At 69.0% G+C, this 14,790-nt stretch carries 19 protein-coding genes and 1 tRNA gene; 9 read left to right on the top strand and 11 right to left on the bottom strand.

Annotated features, from left to right (window positions below; genetic code table 11):
- The first annotated feature begins 45 nt into the window (after positions 1-45).
- A tRNA-Gln gene (locus AX676_RS06420) sits at positions 46-119 on the top strand.
- Positions 120-196: 77 nt separating this feature from the next.
- Here AX676_RS06420 and AX676_RS06415 read toward each other — a convergent pair.
- Positions 197-418: a hypothetical protein gene (locus tag AX676_RS06415; protein WP_066482145.1), complete on the bottom strand. Its 222-nt coding sequence runs from the start codon at positions 416-418 to the stop codon at positions 197-199.
- Between the two features lie 136 nt (positions 419-554).
- Here AX676_RS06415 and AX676_RS06410 point away from each other — a divergent pair, with 136 nt between their 5' ends.
- The 6 genes from AX676_RS06410 (at position 555) to AX676_RS06385 (ending at position 4,285) form a co-directional block, all read left to right on the top strand.
- The gene (locus tag AX676_RS06410) at positions 555-1,157 is read left to right on the top strand and encodes a hypothetical protein (RefSeq protein ID WP_066482143.1); all 603 of its coding nucleotides are present in this window, start codon (positions 555-557) and stop codon (positions 1,155-1,157) included.
- A 69-nt stretch (positions 1,158-1,226) separates the two neighbouring features.
- Complete coding sequence (gene crcB / locus AX676_RS06405; protein ID WP_082731220.1) at positions 1,227-1,607, top strand: fluoride efflux transporter CrcB; 381 nt, start codon at positions 1,227-1,229, stop codon at positions 1,605-1,607.
- Positions 1,604-2,710 carry an RluA family pseudouridine synthase gene (locus AX676_RS06400; protein ID WP_066482140.1) on the top strand — a complete coding sequence of 369 codons (1,107 nt, stop codon included), beginning with the start codon at positions 1,604-1,606 and terminating at the stop codon, positions 2,708-2,710. Before crcB ends, AX676_RS06400 begins: the two co-directional genes overlap by 4 nt.
- On the top strand, positions 2,707-3,366 hold the full coding sequence (locus AX676_RS06395; protein WP_066482138.1) for an HAD-IA family hydrolase: 660 nt from the start codon (positions 2,707-2,709) through the stop codon (positions 3,364-3,366). Before AX676_RS06400 ends, AX676_RS06395 begins: the two co-directional genes overlap by 4 nt.
- Positions 3,363-3,587: a hypothetical protein gene (locus tag AX676_RS06390; RefSeq protein ID WP_066482136.1), complete on the top strand. Its 225-nt coding sequence runs from the start codon at positions 3,363-3,365 to the stop codon at positions 3,585-3,587. The genes AX676_RS06395 and AX676_RS06390 overlap by 4 nt, the downstream gene beginning before the upstream one ends.
- Positions 3,584-4,285 carry an ATP12 family chaperone protein gene (locus AX676_RS06385; RefSeq protein WP_066482263.1) on the top strand — a complete coding sequence of 234 codons (702 nt, stop codon included), beginning with the start codon at positions 3,584-3,586 and terminating at the stop codon, positions 4,283-4,285. The genes AX676_RS06390 and AX676_RS06385 overlap by 4 nt, the downstream gene beginning before the upstream one ends.
- Before the next feature lie 114 nt (positions 4,286-4,399).
- On the opposite strand, the gene gmk is transcribed toward AX676_RS06385, so the two are convergent.
- From gmk to fumC, 4 genes are all read right to left on the bottom strand, one after another.
- A complete protein-coding gene (gmk, locus tag AX676_RS06380; RefSeq protein WP_066482132.1) occupies positions 4,400-5,050 on the bottom strand; it encodes a guanylate kinase in 651 nt (216 codons plus the stop codon).
- Between the two features lie 181 nt (positions 5,051-5,231).
- A complete protein-coding gene (locus AX676_RS06375) occupies positions 5,232-5,429 on the bottom strand; it encodes a hypothetical protein (RefSeq protein ID WP_066482130.1) in 198 nt (65 codons plus the stop codon).
- On the bottom strand, positions 5,426-5,638 hold the full coding sequence (locus AX676_RS06370; RefSeq protein WP_066482128.1) for a hypothetical protein: 213 nt from the start codon (positions 5,636-5,638) through the stop codon (positions 5,426-5,428). The genes AX676_RS06375 and AX676_RS06370 overlap by 4 nt, the downstream gene beginning before the upstream one ends.
- Positions 5,639-5,693: 55 nt before the next feature.
- On the bottom strand, positions 5,694-7,085 hold the full coding sequence (gene fumC, locus AX676_RS06365) for a class II fumarate hydratase (RefSeq protein WP_066482260.1): 1,392 nt from the start codon (positions 7,083-7,085) through the stop codon (positions 5,694-5,696).
- Between the two features lie 131 nt (positions 7,086-7,216).
- Here fumC and AX676_RS06360 point away from each other — a divergent pair, with 131 nt between their 5' ends.
- Together AX676_RS06360 and AX676_RS06355 are read left to right on the top strand one after the other, a co-directional pair.
- Positions 7,217-8,665, top strand: a complete 1,449-nt coding sequence (locus AX676_RS06360) for an ABC transporter substrate-binding protein (RefSeq protein ID WP_066482257.1) — start codon at positions 7,217-7,219, stop codon at positions 8,663-8,665.
- 5 nt (positions 8,666-8,670) lie between these two features.
- Positions 8,671-9,102 carry a DUF4112 domain-containing protein gene (locus AX676_RS06355; protein WP_066482126.1) on the top strand — a complete coding sequence of 144 codons (432 nt, stop codon included), beginning with the start codon at positions 8,671-8,673 and terminating at the stop codon, positions 9,100-9,102.
- A gap of 27 nt (positions 9,103-9,129) precedes the next feature.
- Here the strand turns inward: AX676_RS06355 and AX676_RS06350 are convergent, their stop codons facing one another.
- From AX676_RS06350 to AX676_RS06325, 6 genes are all read right to left on the bottom strand, one after another.
- Positions 9,130-9,846 carry a ribonuclease T2 gene (locus AX676_RS06350; protein WP_066482124.1) on the bottom strand — a complete coding sequence of 239 codons (717 nt, stop codon included), beginning with the start codon at positions 9,844-9,846 and terminating at the stop codon, positions 9,130-9,132.
- On the bottom strand, positions 9,843-10,277 hold the full coding sequence (locus AX676_RS06345) for a hypothetical protein (RefSeq protein ID WP_156437817.1): 435 nt from the start codon (positions 10,275-10,277) through the stop codon (positions 9,843-9,845). Before AX676_RS06345 ends, AX676_RS06350 begins: the two co-directional genes overlap by 4 nt.
- Positions 10,278-10,346: 69 nt before the next feature.
- Positions 10,347-11,180: a carboxylating nicotinate-nucleotide diphosphorylase gene (nadC, locus tag AX676_RS06340; RefSeq protein ID WP_197417033.1), complete on the bottom strand. Its 834-nt coding sequence runs from the start codon at positions 11,178-11,180 to the stop codon at positions 10,347-10,349.
- Positions 11,161-12,825 carry a response regulator gene (locus AX676_RS06335; RefSeq protein WP_066482118.1) on the bottom strand — a complete coding sequence of 555 codons (1,665 nt, stop codon included), beginning with the start codon at positions 12,823-12,825 and terminating at the stop codon, positions 11,161-11,163. Before AX676_RS06335 ends, nadC begins: the two co-directional genes overlap by 20 nt.
- Before the next feature lie 111 nt (positions 12,826-12,936).
- Positions 12,937-13,947, bottom strand: a complete 1,011-nt coding sequence (nadA, locus tag AX676_RS06330) for a quinolinate synthase NadA (RefSeq protein ID WP_066482115.1) — start codon at positions 13,945-13,947, stop codon at positions 12,937-12,939.
- A gap of 54 nt (positions 13,948-14,001) precedes the next feature.
- Positions 14,002-14,781, bottom strand: a complete 780-nt coding sequence (locus AX676_RS06325) for a hypothetical protein (RefSeq protein ID WP_066482110.1) — start codon at positions 14,779-14,781, stop codon at positions 14,002-14,004.
- Between the last annotated feature and the right edge of the window lie 9 nt (positions 14,782-14,790).

Here is a 14,790-nt window from a genome sequence, read left to right as displayed (position 1 = left end):
GCCCCCTTGACCCCTCCCGACGCGCGCTTTAGAGCCGCCGGCGATTGCCCCGTCGTCTAAAGGTAAGACCACGGACTCTGACTCCGTTAATTGAGGTTCGAATCCTCACGGGGCATCCAGCCGCCTTTGCCAGCCATCATTCAACGCCGGCCGCCGAGAAAGGCTCGTATGCCTCGCGGCCACGTGCCGCGCGGGATCAGAAGATACCGCCGCCGAGGATCAGGCGCAGCGTGCCGATCACCAGCACGACGAGGTTGAGGTTGCGCCCGGAATTCGAGCTCGACAGCGCGCCGATCCCCGCGCCGACCACCGCGAAGGGCAGGATCAGCCAGTTGGCCCAGCCGAGCAGCGGGAAGAACGCGACCGCGACCAAGGCGAGCGCGACGATGCCGATGAGAATCGAGATCAGGTTCAGCATGGCGGTTCCTCCGTACGGCCGACCCTTAGGGCCTGGCTGCGGGCGTTAACAGAAATTTTATCAATTAACTGTCTTTGCACAGACTTTCTTAACCTTCGCGACTCAAGGCTCGTGCGATGATGCAGGAGCTGTTTGGATGACGCATTCCCTTTTGCGCGCGACGGGCGCGGCGCTGCTCGTACTGGGGCTGGCCGCGTGCCAGTCCGAACCGGACAATGCGCTGGTCGCGCTCGACGATGCCCTGCTGGAAGGGGACAACCGCACCGCGGCGCCAGCCGCCGCCAATGCGACCGATGCGGGAATCGTCGTCGACCCGCGCGTGGCCGGCGCGGCGACCGTCAATGCGCCGGCGGCGACGCCCGGCGCACTCGCGAAGGGACGAAAGAACGCCGCCGTCTGCGCGACCGAAGTCGACTATTCGCCGCAATGGGCCGAAAAGCTGCCCCGCGACCTGCCGATGACGCCCGATGCGCGGCTGATCGAGGCGGCGGGCAATGCGAAGGGCGATTGCGCGCTGCGCGTCGTCAATTTCACGACCGCGCTGCCGGTGGAGAAGGCGATCGACTGGTATCAGGCGCGCGCGACCAAGGCGGGTTACAGTGCCGAGCGTCAGCGCGACGGCGCGCAGCACGTGCTGGGCGGCGTGCGCGAGCGCGACGGCGCGGCCTATGTCGTGTTTCTGAGCGCGCGGCGCGAAGGCGGCACCGAAATCGACCTGGTCGCCAATCGCGGGGTGTGAGCGCGTCGCGTCGCCGTCGCGGCGCGCGGCCATTTCCCTGAAGGCCGATCCGCGCTACGGCAGCGCCAGATGCCTAATCTCGTTCTTGTAATGATCGGCGGCGCGATCGGGTCGGCCGCACGCTACCTGGTCGGCCGCGCCGCGCTCGCTTCGTTCGGGCCCGCGCTTCCGTGGGGGACGCTGATTGTCAATCTGGGCGGCGGGCTGGCGATGGGCGCGGTGGCGGCGTGGCTGGCGCGCGGGCCGGCGACCGCCGGCGAGCCGGCACGGCTGCTGATCGCGGTCGGCGTGCTGGGCGGCTTCACCACTTTCTCGGCCTTTTCGCTCGACGTCGTGACCCTGATCGAGCGCGGCGCATGGGGACCCGCGATCGGCTATGCGCTGGTGTCGGTGGTGGGATCGGTGCTGGCGCTGTTCGCGGGCCTGTCGATCGTCAGGGGGCTGGCATGAGCGAGCGCGCGCGCGAGGTTCGCCAGTTTACCGTCGCGGAGGATGACGACGGCATCCGGCTGGATCGCTGGTTCAAGCGGCACCTGCCCGAAGCGAGCTTCAACACCGTGTCGCGCTGGGCGCGCACCGGCCAGTTGCGCGTCGACGGCGCGCGCGCGACGCCGGGCGACCGGCTGGCCGCGGGCCAGGTGCTGCGCGTGCCGCCCGCCGAGCCCGAAAAGCCCGACACCGCGGCGCGGGCCAAGCCGGCGCGCAAGCCGCTATCGGCCGAGGAGGTCGAGCTGGCGCAGGCGATGGTCATCCATCGCGACGCGCAGGCGATCGTGCTCAACAAGCCGCCGGGCCTCGCGACGCAGGGGGGCACCAAGACGACGTCGCATGTCGACGGGCTGCTCGACGCGCTGACCTTCGAGCTCGAGGCGCGGCCCAAGCTCGTCCACCGGCTGGACAAGGACACGTCGGGCGCGCTGCTGCTGGCGCGCACCGCGCGGGCGGCGGCGTTCTTCTCCAAGCATTTTTCGGGGCGCAGCGCGCGCAAGGTCTATTGGGCGCTGGTCGTCGGCGTGCCGCAGATCGAGGACGGCTATATCGACCTGCCGATCGCCAAGCAGCCGGGGACGGGCGGCGAGAAGATGCATGTCGACGAGGCGGAGGGGCAGGCGGCGCGCACCCGCTATCGCGTGATCGAACGCGCGGGCAACCGTGCCGCCTGGGTCGAGCTGCAGCCGCTGACCGGGCGCACCCACCAGTTGCGCGTGCACATGGCGGCGATCGGCCACCCGATCGTCGGCGACGGCAAATATGGCGGGCCGGAGGCGTTCCTGAGCGGGCGGATCAGCCGCAAGATGCACCTGCACGCACGCCGCATCCGCATCGACCATCCCGATGGTGGGCGGATCGACGTCACCGCCGGCTTGCCCGATCACATCGCCGAATCGATGGCGACGCTGGGCTTCGACGTGGCGCAGGGCGATGCGATGATGATCGACGACGCGCCCCCGCCGCCGAGCCGGGCGCAGCTGAAGGCCAAGGCGAAGGCGCATGCCAAGACGGTGCGCAAGGAACGGCGCGGCGAACGGCGCAGCCGGGGGAGCGGCGGATGACTCGACTGGTGGTCTTCGACTGCGACGGTACGCTGGTCGATGGCCAGGCGAACATCTGCATCGCGATGGAGCGGGCATATGACGGCGACGGCCTGACCCCGCCCGACCGCCACGCCATTCGTCGCATCGTCGGGCTGAGCGTGCAGGATGCCGTCGCGGTGCTGTCCCCCGCGCTCGACGCCGCCGCGCACCTGCGGCTCGCAGAGGCGTTCAAGGCCCATTTTCAGGCGCTGCGCACCTCCGCGCTGTTCCAGGCGGAACCGCTGTACGAGGGGATTCGCGAGCTGCTCGCCGGGCTGGCGTCGGCGGGCTGGGTGCTGGGGGTCGCGACGGGCAAGTCGGATCGCGGCCTGCGCCTCGTGCTCGAACATCACGGGCTCGCCGACCATTTCGTCACGCTGCAGACCGCCGACCGGCACCCGTCGAAGCCGCACCCCGCGATGATCCATGCCGCCATGGCCCAAGCGGACGCGACGCCCGAGACGACGATCATGATCGGCGACACCAGCTATGACATGGCGATGGCGGTCGCGGCGGGCGTGCATCCGGTCGGGGTCGACTGGGGCTATCACGACCGCGACGAGCTGGTCGCGGCCGGCGCGCGCTTTGTCGCCGATCACGCCCGCGACCTCACCCGTTATCTGGAGCACGCATGAGCAGCGACGACGAGGAACGGGCCCGCAACCGATACTTCACCCTGGTCGGCGTGCACCTGGCGGCGACGGCGGGCGCGGTGTTCGGGCTGGTCATCGTCGGCCGTGCCGCCGCGTTCGAGACGCGGTTGCTGGGCGCGGCGATCCTGCTCGCGGCGGTCTATGTCATGGCGGTCGTCCCGCGCAGCCTGGCGCGGCGGTGGCGCACGCCGCCGGGCGCATGAAGCGCTTCTGGCGATCGGTCACGGTCGCGGATGCCGGGGCGGGCTGGCAGGTGCGGCTCGACGACCGCACGGTCAACACGCCGGGGCGCGTGCCGCTGGCGCTGCCGACCGAACGACTGGCCGATGCGGTCGCGCGCGAATGGGACGCGGTCGGCGATCGGATCGATCCCGCCGCCATGCGGCTTACCGGCCTCGCCAACGCGGCGATCGACCGGATCGCGCCTGATCCCGCCGGGTTCGCGGCGGGCATCGCGGCCTATGCGGCGAGCGACCTGCTCTGCTATCGCGCCGATGCGCCGCCGCCGCTGGTCGCGCGCCAGCAGGCGGTGTGGGACCCGCTGCTCGACTGGGCGCGCCGGCGTTACGACGTGCATTTCGTCGTCACCACCGGCGTGATGCATGTCGATCAGCCGGCGGCGACCCTGGTGCGGTTGAGCGATGCGGTTGCGGCACGGCCGGCATTCGTGCTGGCGCCGCTGGCGTCGCTGGTGCGGCTGAGCGGATCGCTGGTGATCGGGCTGGCGCTCGCCGAAGGCGCGGTGGATGCGGCGACCGGCTGGGCCGCGGCGCAGGTCGACGAGGACTGGCAGACCGAGCAATGGGGCGAAGACAGCCTGGCCGCCGAGGCGCGGGCGGGGCGGCGGATGGATTTTGATGCGGCGGTGCGGTTCCTGGCGCTGCTCGAAGATCGGGCATGAGGCGCATTCGCCCGTCACCCCGGCCTCGTATCGGGGTGAGGGCGATCTGGTTCAGTGCCAAAGCAAGGATGATTGCATCGCGGCCGGAGACCCATGTCTCACGACTTGGGCCGGTTACTTCATCAATTCGCGGATGAAGCCGATCAGGCCGGGCTGGCGCGACCGCTTCATGCGTTCGGTGACCAGGATCTGGCGGACCTTTTCAAAGCAGCGATCGACATCGTCGTTGACGAGCACATAGTCATAGCCGTCCCAATGGCTGACCTCGGCCGCGGCACGTGCCATGCGGGCATCGATGACCTCCGCGCTGTCGGTGGCGCGCGCGGTCAGCCGGCGGCGCAGCTCCGCCATCGACGGCGGCAGGATGAAGACGCGCACGACGTCGCCGCCCTTCAGCTGGAACAGCTGCTGCGCGCCCTGCCAGTCGATGTCGAACAGCACGTCCTGCCCGAGCGTGAGCATCGCTTCGACCTGCGCGCGCGGCGTGCCGTAGCGGTGGCCGAAGACATGCGCCCATTCCAGAAAGGCGTGTTCCGCCACCATCTGCTTGAAGCGGTCGGTCTCGATGAAATGATAATCCTGGCCGTCGACTTCGCCCGGCCGTATCGGGCGGGTCGTCGCGGACACCGACATGCCGAGTCCCGGTTCGGCGTCGAGGAGCTTGCGCGCGATCGTCGACTTGCCCGCGCCCGATGGCGAGGACAGGACGAACAGCACGCCGCGGCGATGAAAGCCGTGCGGATCGGGTTCGGGGACGAAGGCCATGCGCGCCCTTGCCGTGTGCAGGGGCCGCTCGTCAAGCTGCCAGCACGATGGGTCGCCCCGGCGCAGGCCGGGGCCTCCATCCACTGTCGCGCAACATTTGCCAGAGGCCCCGGCCTACGCCGGGGCGACGTAAGGGTTTAGCCGGGGCGACGTGTGGGTTGCGCCGGGGCGACCGCGCGGATCAGCGACGTCGGCGCGCCTTGTGGCGGTCATAGGCCTTTTTCGCGACATAGCCGCCGCCGATCACCATGCCCAGCGGCCCCATGCGGCGCAGCAACCCCGCCGCCGCCCAGCCCAGCGCCGCGCCCTTTACGCCGCCGCTGCCGTCGCGTCGATCGATCTCGCGCCCGACAAGCGCGCCGATCACATGCCTGATCATCCTTCACCTCCGCCAAACAGCCGGTCGCCGGCCTGTCCGATGCCACGCAGCACCGCCCAGCCGACAAAATAGGTGACCGCGACCGGAATCGCCACCTTGAGGACGTTGGCAGTGACGGCGCCGATGATCGCGCCGTCGGCGACGCCGTCCTCGCCGCTCATCCCGTCGATCGCGCCGCCGATCAGCGCGCCAATGGTGGTTGCACCCAAAACCGGTCTCCTTGAATTGCTGGTCCCGCCGTCAACGCGCCAGCCGTCGGCGGGTTCAATTGCCGACCATCGTCTCGGGACGCACCACGCGGTCGAAGGTCGCCGCGTCGACCAGGCCAAGCGCCAGCCCCGCCTCCTTGAGCGTCAGGCCATGCGCATGGGCATGCTTGGCGATCTTTGCCGCATTGTCATAGCCGATCTCGGGCGCGAGCGCGGTGACCAGCATCAGCGACCGGTCGCGCAGCTCGGCGATGCGCGCTTCATTGGCGACGAGGCCGTCGACGCAGTGATCGGCGAAGCTGCGCATCCCGATCGCCAGCAGCTCGATCGAGCGCAGCACCGCCGCGCCGATCATCGGCTTGAACACATTGAGCTCCAGATGCCCCTGCATGCCGCCGACGGTCACCGCCTGATGATTGCCGATCACTTGCGCTGCGACCATCGTCAGCATTTCGCACTGGGTCGGATTGACCTTGCCCGGCATGATCGAGCTGCCGGGTTCGTTGGCGGGCAGGTCGATCTCGCCCAGCCCCGATCGCGGGCCCGAGCCGAGCAGCCGGATGTCGTTGGCGATCTTCGTCAGCGCGACCGCCAGCGTCGCCAGCGTCGATGACAGATGGACGAGCGGGTCGTTGGAGGCGAGTGCCTCGAACTTGTTGTCGGCGGTGCGGAAGGGCAGCCCGGTCAGTGCGGCGATTTCCGCCGCGACGGCGGTGTCGAAGCCCGGCGGCGCGTTGAGCCCCGTGCCGACCGCGGTGCCGCCCTGCGCCAGCGCGGTCATGCCGTGCATCACCGCTGGTTCGATCCGCGCACGACAGCGATAGAGCTGGTGGACATAGCCCGAAAACTCCTGCCCCAGCGTGACCGGGGTCGCATCCTGAAGGTGCGTGCGGCCGATCTTGATGAGGCCCGCCCACGCCTTCGCCTTCACATCGAGTGCGTCGTGCAGCCGGTCGAGTGCGGGCATCAGGTCGCGCGTCGCGGCGATCGCGGCGGCGATGTGCAGGGCGGTGGGGAAGCTGTCGTTCGACGACTGGCTCATGTTGACATGGTCGTTGGGGTGCACGGGTGACTTGCCCCCGCGCCTGCCGGTCAGCGCCTCGTTCGCGCGGCCGGCGATCACCTCGTTGACGTTCATGTTGCTCTGGGTCCCGCTGCCCGTCTGCCAGATGACCAGCGGGAACTGGTCGTCGAGCACCCCGTCCGCGACTTCGACGGCTGCCGCCTCGATCGCGTCGGCGACGGCGGGATCGAGCCCGTGCGCACGGTTCACGCGTGCCGCCGCCTGCTTGATGCGGGCGAGCGCGTGGATGATGCCGATCGGCATGCGTTCGTGCGCGGGGAAGGGAAAATTGCCGATCGACCGCTGCGTCTGCGCGCCCCAATAGGCGTCGGCCGGAACCTCGATCGATCCGATCGAGTCGCTCTCGGTACGCGTCGCGCTCATGGCATTCTCCCGTGGCTGGCCCGCGCCCAAGCTGGGGTCGCGCGCCGGCTTCGCCAAGGCGCGGGCTTGCGATTGTTTGCCGCGCCGATCGCGTGTTGCCCGCGCGCGGCACGCGGCATAGGACGGCGGTCATGGCGCGCGCGATGCTCACCCTGCTGGTCCTGCTGATCACGGTCGGCTGCGAGCGCCGCCCCGACAATGTGCCGGTGGTGGTCAGCGTCGTCGGCGGGCGCGCCGGCCTGGTCGAACCGTCGCAGCGCGACATGACCGAGCCGCAGCGCGTCCTGGTCGGCGCGACCGCGCAGGGGCTGGTCCGCTTCGACGCCAATGGCCAGGTCGAGCCGGGGCTGGCCGAACGCTGGATCATGATCGACGACGGCACCAGCTACATCTTCCGGCTGGGCGAGGCGGAATGGGCCGACGGCAGCCGCGTGACGGCGGGCGACGTGGTCGCGGTGCTCAACCGCGCGATCGCCGAAGGATCGGCCAACCGGCTCCAGCCCTTCCTCGCCAACATCAACGAGGCGGTCGAAATGACGCCGCAGATCGTCGAGCTGCGCCTGAGGCGGCCGGTGCCCAATTTGTTGCAGCTGCTCGCCCAGCCCGAGCTGGCGATCATCCGCGCGCGCGGGCTGACCGGCAGCGGGCCGTTCCGCGTGGCCGAGCGCGAGGGCGGCAGCCTGGTGCTCAGCCCGGTGTTCGACCCGGTCGCCAATCCCGATGCGGCCGAGCCGCAGCCCGAGGACCTGGTGCGCCTGCGTGGCGAGCGCGCGGCGCTGGCGATCGCCCGCTTCGCCGCGCTCGCCTCCGACCTCGTGCTGGGCGGCAGCTATCTCGACTGGCCGCTGCTCGGCCTGGCCGAGCTGCCGCCGCGCAGCGTGCGCACCGATCCCGCCGCCGGGCTGTTCGGCTTTGCCGTCATCGGTCGCCAGGGTTTCCTGGCGTCCAGCACCGCGCGCGAGGCGGTGGCGATGGCGATCGACCGGCCGCGGCTGCTCGCCCAGTTCCGCCAGGACTGGGCCCCGGCGGAGACGATCCTGCCCGAGCCGCTCGATTCCGCCGCGCCGCCCGCCGAGCCGAGCTGGCGGTCGCTCAATTACGACATCCGGCTGGCACTGGCGCGCACGCGGGTGAACAACTGGGCGGCCGACCAAGGCGCGCCGGCGATCCGCATCGCGCTGCCCGACGGGCCGGGCGCCAACCTGGTCTGGGGTGCGGTTGCCGCTGACCTGCGCGCGGCGGGGATGCGACCCCAGCGGGTCGGGATGCGTGCCGCCGCCGACCTGATCCTGATCGACCTGGTTGCGCCGACCGACACCGCGCGCTGGTATCTGACGTCGGCGTGCGTGCGCTGTGCCGACGACGCGGCGACGCTGATCGATGCGGCACGCGACGCGACGACGACCGACGCCAAGCGCCAGCGCCTGGCGGAAGCGGACGCGGCGCTGACTGCGGATGCCGCCTTCATCCCGATCGCGCGACCGCTGCGTTGGTCGCTGGTCGCGCCGCGGCTGCGCCAGTGGCAGGGCAATGCGCGCGGGTGGCATCCGTTGAATCGATTGCGCGCCGACCCCAATTAGAGGGTATGGCCAAACCCAACCCCGTCGACCCCGCTACCCTGGACCGCATCGCCGCCGCATTGCAGGTCGGCACCGACCCGGCATCGGTCCGGCGTCGGGTCGAGGCGATCGAGCGCGTGCTCGAACGCGCCTTCACCATCCCGGGCACGCAGCAGCAGTTCGGGCTCGACGCGCTGCTCAGCCTGTTGCCCGTCGGCGGCAGCTTCATCGCCGCCGCGATGGGCAGCTATATCCTTTGGGAAGCGCGCAATCTGGGGCTCAGCCGGCTTCAGATGGCGCGGATGGCGGGCAATGTCGGTTTCGACTGGTTGCTGGGCCTGATCCCGGTCGTCGGCGCGGTGCCCGACCTGTTCTTTCGATCCAACAGCCGCAACCTGAAGATCATCCGCCGTCATCTGGACAAGCATCATCCGGCGACGGTCACGATCCAGGGCTAGCGCGCGTTCACTGACGCGCGGAACGGATCAGCGGCTGCGCCAGATGCGCAGCCGTCCGCCCGTTGGCTGGCGTTGGTGCGCGGGACAGGCGCGATAGCGAAAGCGCGTGTCGAGGCAGACCCACAGCTCGTCGAGCCACCCGCCTTTCGCGGTCGTCACCCGCATCATGTCGGCCCGCAGCCCCGGATTGGCGCGCGCGACCGCGGTGGCGAATTGCGCGACGGTCAGGTCTCGACGCCGCGACAGCGCGTCCATGTCGGGATAGCGCAGCCGTGCGTAGAGCCGCGTCGCCCGCCCGAAATAGGCCGCCGCGCCACCGTCCATGCAGCTCCCATGTTTGGCCCATTCGTGCTGAAGCAGCTGGACCGAAGGGGTCGCGCACAGATTGGCGCGCACGACCGGCTCGCTCAGCAGCGGCACGGCCCGGCAATATTGCGGCCATACCCGGTCGCGACCGTCAGGCCACAGCCCGTGGAGCGTGAAGCCGAAGCGGTTGCCCGCGCCGCACTGGAACCGGTCGTTCCTGTCGCGTGCATTCTCGCGGCAATATTGCGGCGCCCAGCTGAGCGCGAGCGTGTAGCCGCCGATCGGGACGACCCGGCGCGGCGTCCGCGCATCGGGCCCGTCGGGGCGCGGACGCGGCAGATCGGCAGGGATCGCGCAGCGATAGGCCTGGGCCAGTGCGCTCCCCGGCGCAAGGAGCACGCATGCGGCCATCGCCGCGATCGCGGCGCGCCGGATCACGTCCGCGGCTCGACATCCGGCTGCGCGTCGGACGCGAACCAGGTGACAGTGTCGCGGCGGAACAGGCACAGCAGCGACGCGACCGCGAATACCCATGAGATGATGTTGACCACGGTCGACGGCCCGAACACGAACATGTCGGACAGCGCGGTATTCAGGAACAGGCCGGCGCTGATGAAATACAGCACCGCCATCACCCAGCGCGCGGTGTTGTTGCCGCGCCGCGCGATCAGCAGCCACAGCAGGAACGACAGGCCGAGATTGATGACGATGCCGATGATCAGCAACGGCGTCGCCAGCGCGGCGATGTTGGGATCGGCGCTGAGCTGTTCGCGCACGGGACCCCAGGCCAGCAGCGTCGCCACGATGCCGAGCAGGACGCTGATCCAGAACAGGCGTTCGAACAGGATGATCGACTTGGGACGGGACACGCGCGACTCCCCATAGCGTGACGGTAACATGAATACTAACTTCACCGCGTTGCGCGGCAAGCCGCAAACCTAATTGAAGTCGAGTCCGATATCGGCGGCCGGCGCGGATTGGGTCAGCCGCCCGACGCTGACATAGGTGACGCCCGTTTCGGCGATCGCGCGGATCGTGTCCAGTCGTACCCCGCCCGATGCCTCGGTCGGCACGCGGCCCGCGACCAGGTCGACGGCGCGGCGCAGCGTCGCCAGGTCCATATTGTCGAGCAGCAGGTGGGTTGCGCCTGCATCGATCGCGGGCGCGATCTGTTCGGTCCGGTCGACCTCGACGATGATGCGTGTGATCCCCGCCGTGACGGCGCGGTGCACCGCCTCGCCCACCGATCCGGCGACGGCGACATGATTGTCCTTGATCATTGCGGCGTCCCACAGGCCCATGCGATGATTGGTCGCGCCGCCCATGCGGGTCGCATATTTCTCCAGCACGCGCAGCCCCGGCAGCGTCTTGCGCGTGTCGAGCAGGGTCGCGCCCGTGCCCGCGATCGCATCGACATAGGCGCGCGCCAGCGTCGCGACGCCCGACAGATGCTGGACGGTGTTGAGCGCGCTCCGTTCGGCGGTCAGCATCGCGCGCGCATTGCCCGACAGGCGCATCAGGTGCGTGCCGGCCGGAACCGCATCGCCGTCGGCGACCAGGCGCGTGATCGCCATGTCGGGCTGGATCGCGCGGAAGAACGCCTCAGCGAGTTCAAGTCCCGCGACGACGATCGCATCGCGGCTGGACATCACGCCGTCGAAGCGCGCGTCGGCGGGAATGACCGCGGCCGACGTGATGTCGCCGATCGCGCCCAGATCCTCGGCCAGCGTCGCGGCGACGAACGCGTCGCGGTCAAACCCCGCCAGAGTCATCGATGCTTTCATGCTGCGTCCCCCGTCCGCGAACCGCGCCCTGATAGGCAAGTTGCGCCAGATCGCCAGCCTGAAACGGCTTGCGCAGCAAATGAGTGTCGGCGTCCATCACCGCGTCCAGCGCGGCGCTGTCCGAAAACCCGCTGACCAGGATGATCGGCAGGTTCGGTGCGGTCTGGCGCACCCGGCGCACCACCTCGGCCCCGTTCATCTCGGGCATCGCGAAGTCGACGACCATCAGCGCCGGGTCGCTTTCGCGCAGCGCGGCCAGCCCCGGTGCGCCGCCGTCAAAGGCCTCGACCCGATAGCCAAGCTGGTCGAGCGTGTCCGCGATCACCTGGCGCACGCCATCATCGTCGTCGATCACCATCACCCGCACATCGTCGTGCGGCGCGCGCGGCGCGGGTGTCTCGCTGGCGAGGTTGAGGCTCGGGACGTCAAGCAGTTCGGTCTCCTGGTCGCGCCGCAGCAGGATGGTGACGGTCGTGCCCTGTCCAGGCCGGGTGTCGATGTGAAGCGCACCGCCCGACTGCTTGGCGACGCCATAGACCATGCTGAGGCCCAGGCCTGTGCCCTTGCCGACCCCTTTGGTCGTGAAGAACGGATCGAGCGCGCGCCGTGCGACTTCGGGAACCATGCCCGAGCCCTGATCGGTGACGCGGATCGCCACATATTCGCCCGGCTCGACCCCGGGTGCCTCGCCGAACCGGATCCGGGTACGCTGGGTCGAAATGGCCAGCGTGCCGCCGTCGGGCATCGCGTCGCGCGAATTGATCGCGAGATTGAGGATCGCGAGCTCGAGCTGGGTACGATCCGCCAGCACCGTGCTTTCCTGACCCTCCAGCCGGGTCTCTAGCCGGATCGTCGGCGTCAGGCTGCGCTGGATCAGATCATGCATGCCGCCGATCAGCGCGTTCACCTCGACCGGGCGCAGCTCCATCCGCTGGACGCGCGAAAAGGCGAGCAGCTGGTGAGTTAGACGGGCGCCCCGCTCGACCGCACCGATCGCGTTCTGCGTCCAGCGCTTGACCGCGTCGAGCCGGTCCGGCTGCTGGCGGATGAGCTCCAGATTACCGGCGACCGCCTGAAGCAAATTATTGAAGTCATGCGCGATTCCGCCAGTCAGCTGGCCGATCGCGTCGATCTTCTGCGCCTGGACCAGCGCCTCTTCGGCGCGTTCGCGCTCGCCAATCTGTGCCTTGAGCTCGGCAAGCGCCGTGTCGCGCTGCTCGACCATGCTGGCCAGCTCCTGGTTGGCCAATCGCAGCTGCTGGGACGAGGGGATGGCGAGCAGCCGGGGGATGAGCATCCACAACAGGATGGCGGTCGGCACCGATGCCGCCGCGGTCACCAGCTTGATCAGCGCTTCCAGCCCGTAATCGCCGTGCCACAGGTTCCAGATCGCGATCAGATGCGATGTCCCGCAGGCGAGAATGAACAACGCGAACAGCCAGAAGATCGCGCCGAACTGAAGGTCGCGGCGGCGCCGGACGAAGCTGACCAGGGCGACGGGGATCGAGAAATAGGACGCCGCGATCAGACCGTCGGAGATGACATGGGTCCAGACCAGTTCCGGCTGCCACAACAGGCAGTAGCCGTGCGGCGCGAATTCGCCGGCTAACAGTCGGTCGACATAATTCTGCATGGCTTGTCCCCGCCCCATCAGGCCCAAGCGGCCCCCGGCGCCAGCATCACATGGGTCGGGATAACAAGCTAGAAGCTAATTCAAAACATGAGCTTAACGTAGTCGAAGCCGTCAGTCGCCGCTGATCCTGACCGGCCCCAGGTCACCGAGCCCGACCGTGCCGCTGGCCATGGCCAGCATCCGGTCGAGCGAGGTCTTGGCCTTGAGGCGCAGCTCTTCCTCGATCTCGATCCGCGGCTCGAGGTCGCGCAGCGCGACGTAGAGCTTCTCGATCGTGTTGAGTGCCATGTACGGACAGATGTTGCAGTTGCAGTTGCCGTCGGCACCCGGCGCGCCGATGAAGGTCTTTTCCGGCACCGCCTTTTCCATCTGGTGGATGATGTGCGGTTCGGTGGCGACGATCAGCGTGTCGCCGGGCATCGTCTTGGCGTACTCCAGAATGCCGCTGGTCGATCCGACATAATCGGCGTGATCCAGAATGTGGGCCGGGCATTCCGGGTGCGCGGCAACGGGCGCGCCGGGGTGCTGCGCCTTCAGCTTCAGCAGCTCGGTTTCGCTGAACGCTTCGTGGACGATGCACACCCCCGGCCACAACAGCATGTCGCGCCCGGTCTTGCGCTTCAGGTAGCCGCCGAGATGCTTGTCGGGGCCGAAGATGATCTTCTGCTCCGACGGGATCTGGCTCAGGATCTTTTCCGCGGATGAACTGGTGACGATCACGTCCGACAGCGCCTTCACCGCGGCCGAGCAGTTGATGTAGGTGAGCGCGATGTGATCGGGATGCTGGGCGCGGAACGCGGCGAACTGTTCGGGCGGGCAACTGTCCTCAAGGCTGCAGCCGGCGTCCATGTCGGGCAGCACGACGATTTTCTGCGGGCTCAGAATCTTGGCGGTTTCCGCCATGAAGCGCACGCCGCAAAATGCAATGACGTCGGCGTCGGTCTCCGCCGCGCGGCGCGACAGTTCCAGGCTGTCGCCGACGAAATCGGCGATGTCCTGCAATTCGGGACGCTGGTAGTAATGCGCCAGGATGACGGCGTTGCGCTCACGCCGCAGTCGGTCGATCTCCGCCAGCAGGTCGAGCCCGCCCAGCGATCCGCCCATGCCGTTGCGTGCGTCCATGTCCCGTACCCCGCATTGCCAGAACGGCCCACATGGCCGCCCGGCGCGCGCTAATCAAGGGCGCGCGGGCGGAGGCGGGGCAAAGGCGAGCGGGGCGGCCGACGCGCCGGGATGCCCGGCGGTGACGGCTGCGAAGATCGCGTCGCCGACCGGGCTGCGCACGATCAGCTCGCCGACCCCCAGCGTGCCGAGCAGCACCGCCACGCTCCACCACCATGCCGGGTGCACCCGTCCCTCGACCCGCCGATCGCGGATCATGCCCGCGATCGGGAAGACGAGCGCGACCAGCGCCGCGATCTGGAATGCCCAGGGGATCATCAGCGGCATCGGCAGCATGCGCCCGAAGCCCGGCCCCAGGATCATCGTCATCGCCCCCAGGTGCAGCCGCGCGTGCCAGTCGGTACGGTGGCGGTTGACGATCGCGGCTGCGGTGAGCCCGGCAAAGGCGAAGATCGTCATCGGATTGACGATCAGGAAATATTGCGGCTGGAAGAAGAAGGGCGTGAGACCCGCCTGCGTCTTCACGATGATGACGCCGACCCCCGCGATCAGCATCGCGATCACCCATCCCGCGCCGATCCAGCCGAGCGCGCGATGCAGCGCGATCGATCCGCGCGACGCGAGCAGCGTCTGGGTGACGAGCAGCGCGACCCAGCCGAAGAAGATCATGCCATGTGCGTGGGTGAGCATGGGCGCGTCGAAGCTCGATCGCCCGGCGAGATATTGCGTGGCGAACCCCGCCACCAGCACCAGCGCCATCAGCAGCGCCATCGTGACGAAGAAGCGCGCGTCGCGCGGTACGGCGACCGGTGACGCGGAGAAGGCTGTGGCCATTTTGCATCC

The organism is Sphingomonas sp. CCH21-G11 (genome assembly GCF_001555965.1).
Lineage (GTDB): Bacteria > Pseudomonadota > Alphaproteobacteria > Sphingomonadales > Sphingomonadaceae > Sphingomonas.
This window is presented reverse-complemented; position numbering and strand designations above follow the sequence as displayed.

What these genes read in the sequence shown, in the direction of transcription:
- AX676_RS06415 (WP_066482145.1), bottom strand. Translation starts at nt 418, where the DNA reads ATGCTGAACCTGATCTCGATTCTCATCGGCATCGTCGCGCTCGCCTTG.
- AX676_RS06410 (WP_066482143.1), top strand. Translation starts at nt 555, where the DNA reads ATGACGCATTCCCTTTTGCGCGCGACGGGCGCGGCGCTGCTCGTACTG.
- crcB (WP_082731220.1), top strand. Translation starts at nt 1,227, where the DNA reads ATGCCTAATCTCGTTCTTGTAATGATCGGCGGCGCGATCGGGTCGGCC.
- AX676_RS06400 (WP_066482140.1), top strand. Translation starts at nt 1,604, where the DNA reads ATGAGCGAGCGCGCGCGCGAGGTTCGCCAGTTTACCGTCGCGGAGGAT.
- AX676_RS06395 (WP_066482138.1), top strand. Translation starts at nt 2,707, where the DNA reads ATGACTCGACTGGTGGTCTTCGACTGCGACGGTACGCTGGTCGATGGC.
- AX676_RS06390 (WP_066482136.1), top strand. Translation starts at nt 3,363, where the DNA reads ATGAGCAGCGACGACGAGGAACGGGCCCGCAACCGATACTTCACCCTG.
- AX676_RS06385 (WP_066482263.1), top strand. Translation starts at nt 3,584, where the DNA reads ATGAAGCGCTTCTGGCGATCGGTCACGGTCGCGGATGCCGGGGCGGGC.
- gmk (WP_066482132.1), bottom strand. Translation starts at nt 5,050, where the DNA reads ATGGCCTTCGTCCCCGAACCCGATCCGCACGGCTTTCATCGCCGCGGC.
- AX676_RS06375 (WP_066482130.1), bottom strand. Translation starts at nt 5,429, where the DNA reads ATGATCAGGCATGTGATCGGCGCGCTTGTCGGGCGCGAGATCGATCGA.
- fumC (WP_066482260.1), bottom strand. Translation starts at nt 7,085, where the DNA reads ATGAGCGCGACGCGTACCGAGAGCGACTCGATCGGATCGATCGAGGTT.
- AX676_RS06360 (WP_066482257.1), top strand. Translation starts at nt 7,217, where the DNA reads ATGGCGCGCGCGATGCTCACCCTGCTGGTCCTGCTGATCACGGTCGGC.
- AX676_RS06355 (WP_066482126.1), top strand. Translation starts at nt 8,671, where the DNA reads ATGGCCAAACCCAACCCCGTCGACCCCGCTACCCTGGACCGCATCGCC.
- nadC (WP_197417033.1), bottom strand. Translation starts at nt 11,180, where the DNA reads ATGACTCTGGCGGGGTTTGACCGCGACGCGTTCGTCGCCGCGACGCTG.
- AX676_RS06335 (WP_066482118.1), bottom strand. Translation starts at nt 12,825, where the DNA reads ATGCAGAATTATGTCGACCGACTGTTAGCCGGCGAATTCGCGCCGCAC.
- nadA (WP_066482115.1), bottom strand. Translation starts at nt 13,947, where the DNA reads ATGGACGCACGCAACGGCATGGGCGGATCGCTGGGCGGGCTCGACCTG.
- AX676_RS06325 (WP_066482110.1), bottom strand. Translation starts at nt 14,781, where the DNA reads ATGGCCACAGCCTTCTCCGCGTCACCGGTCGCCGTACCGCGCGACGCG.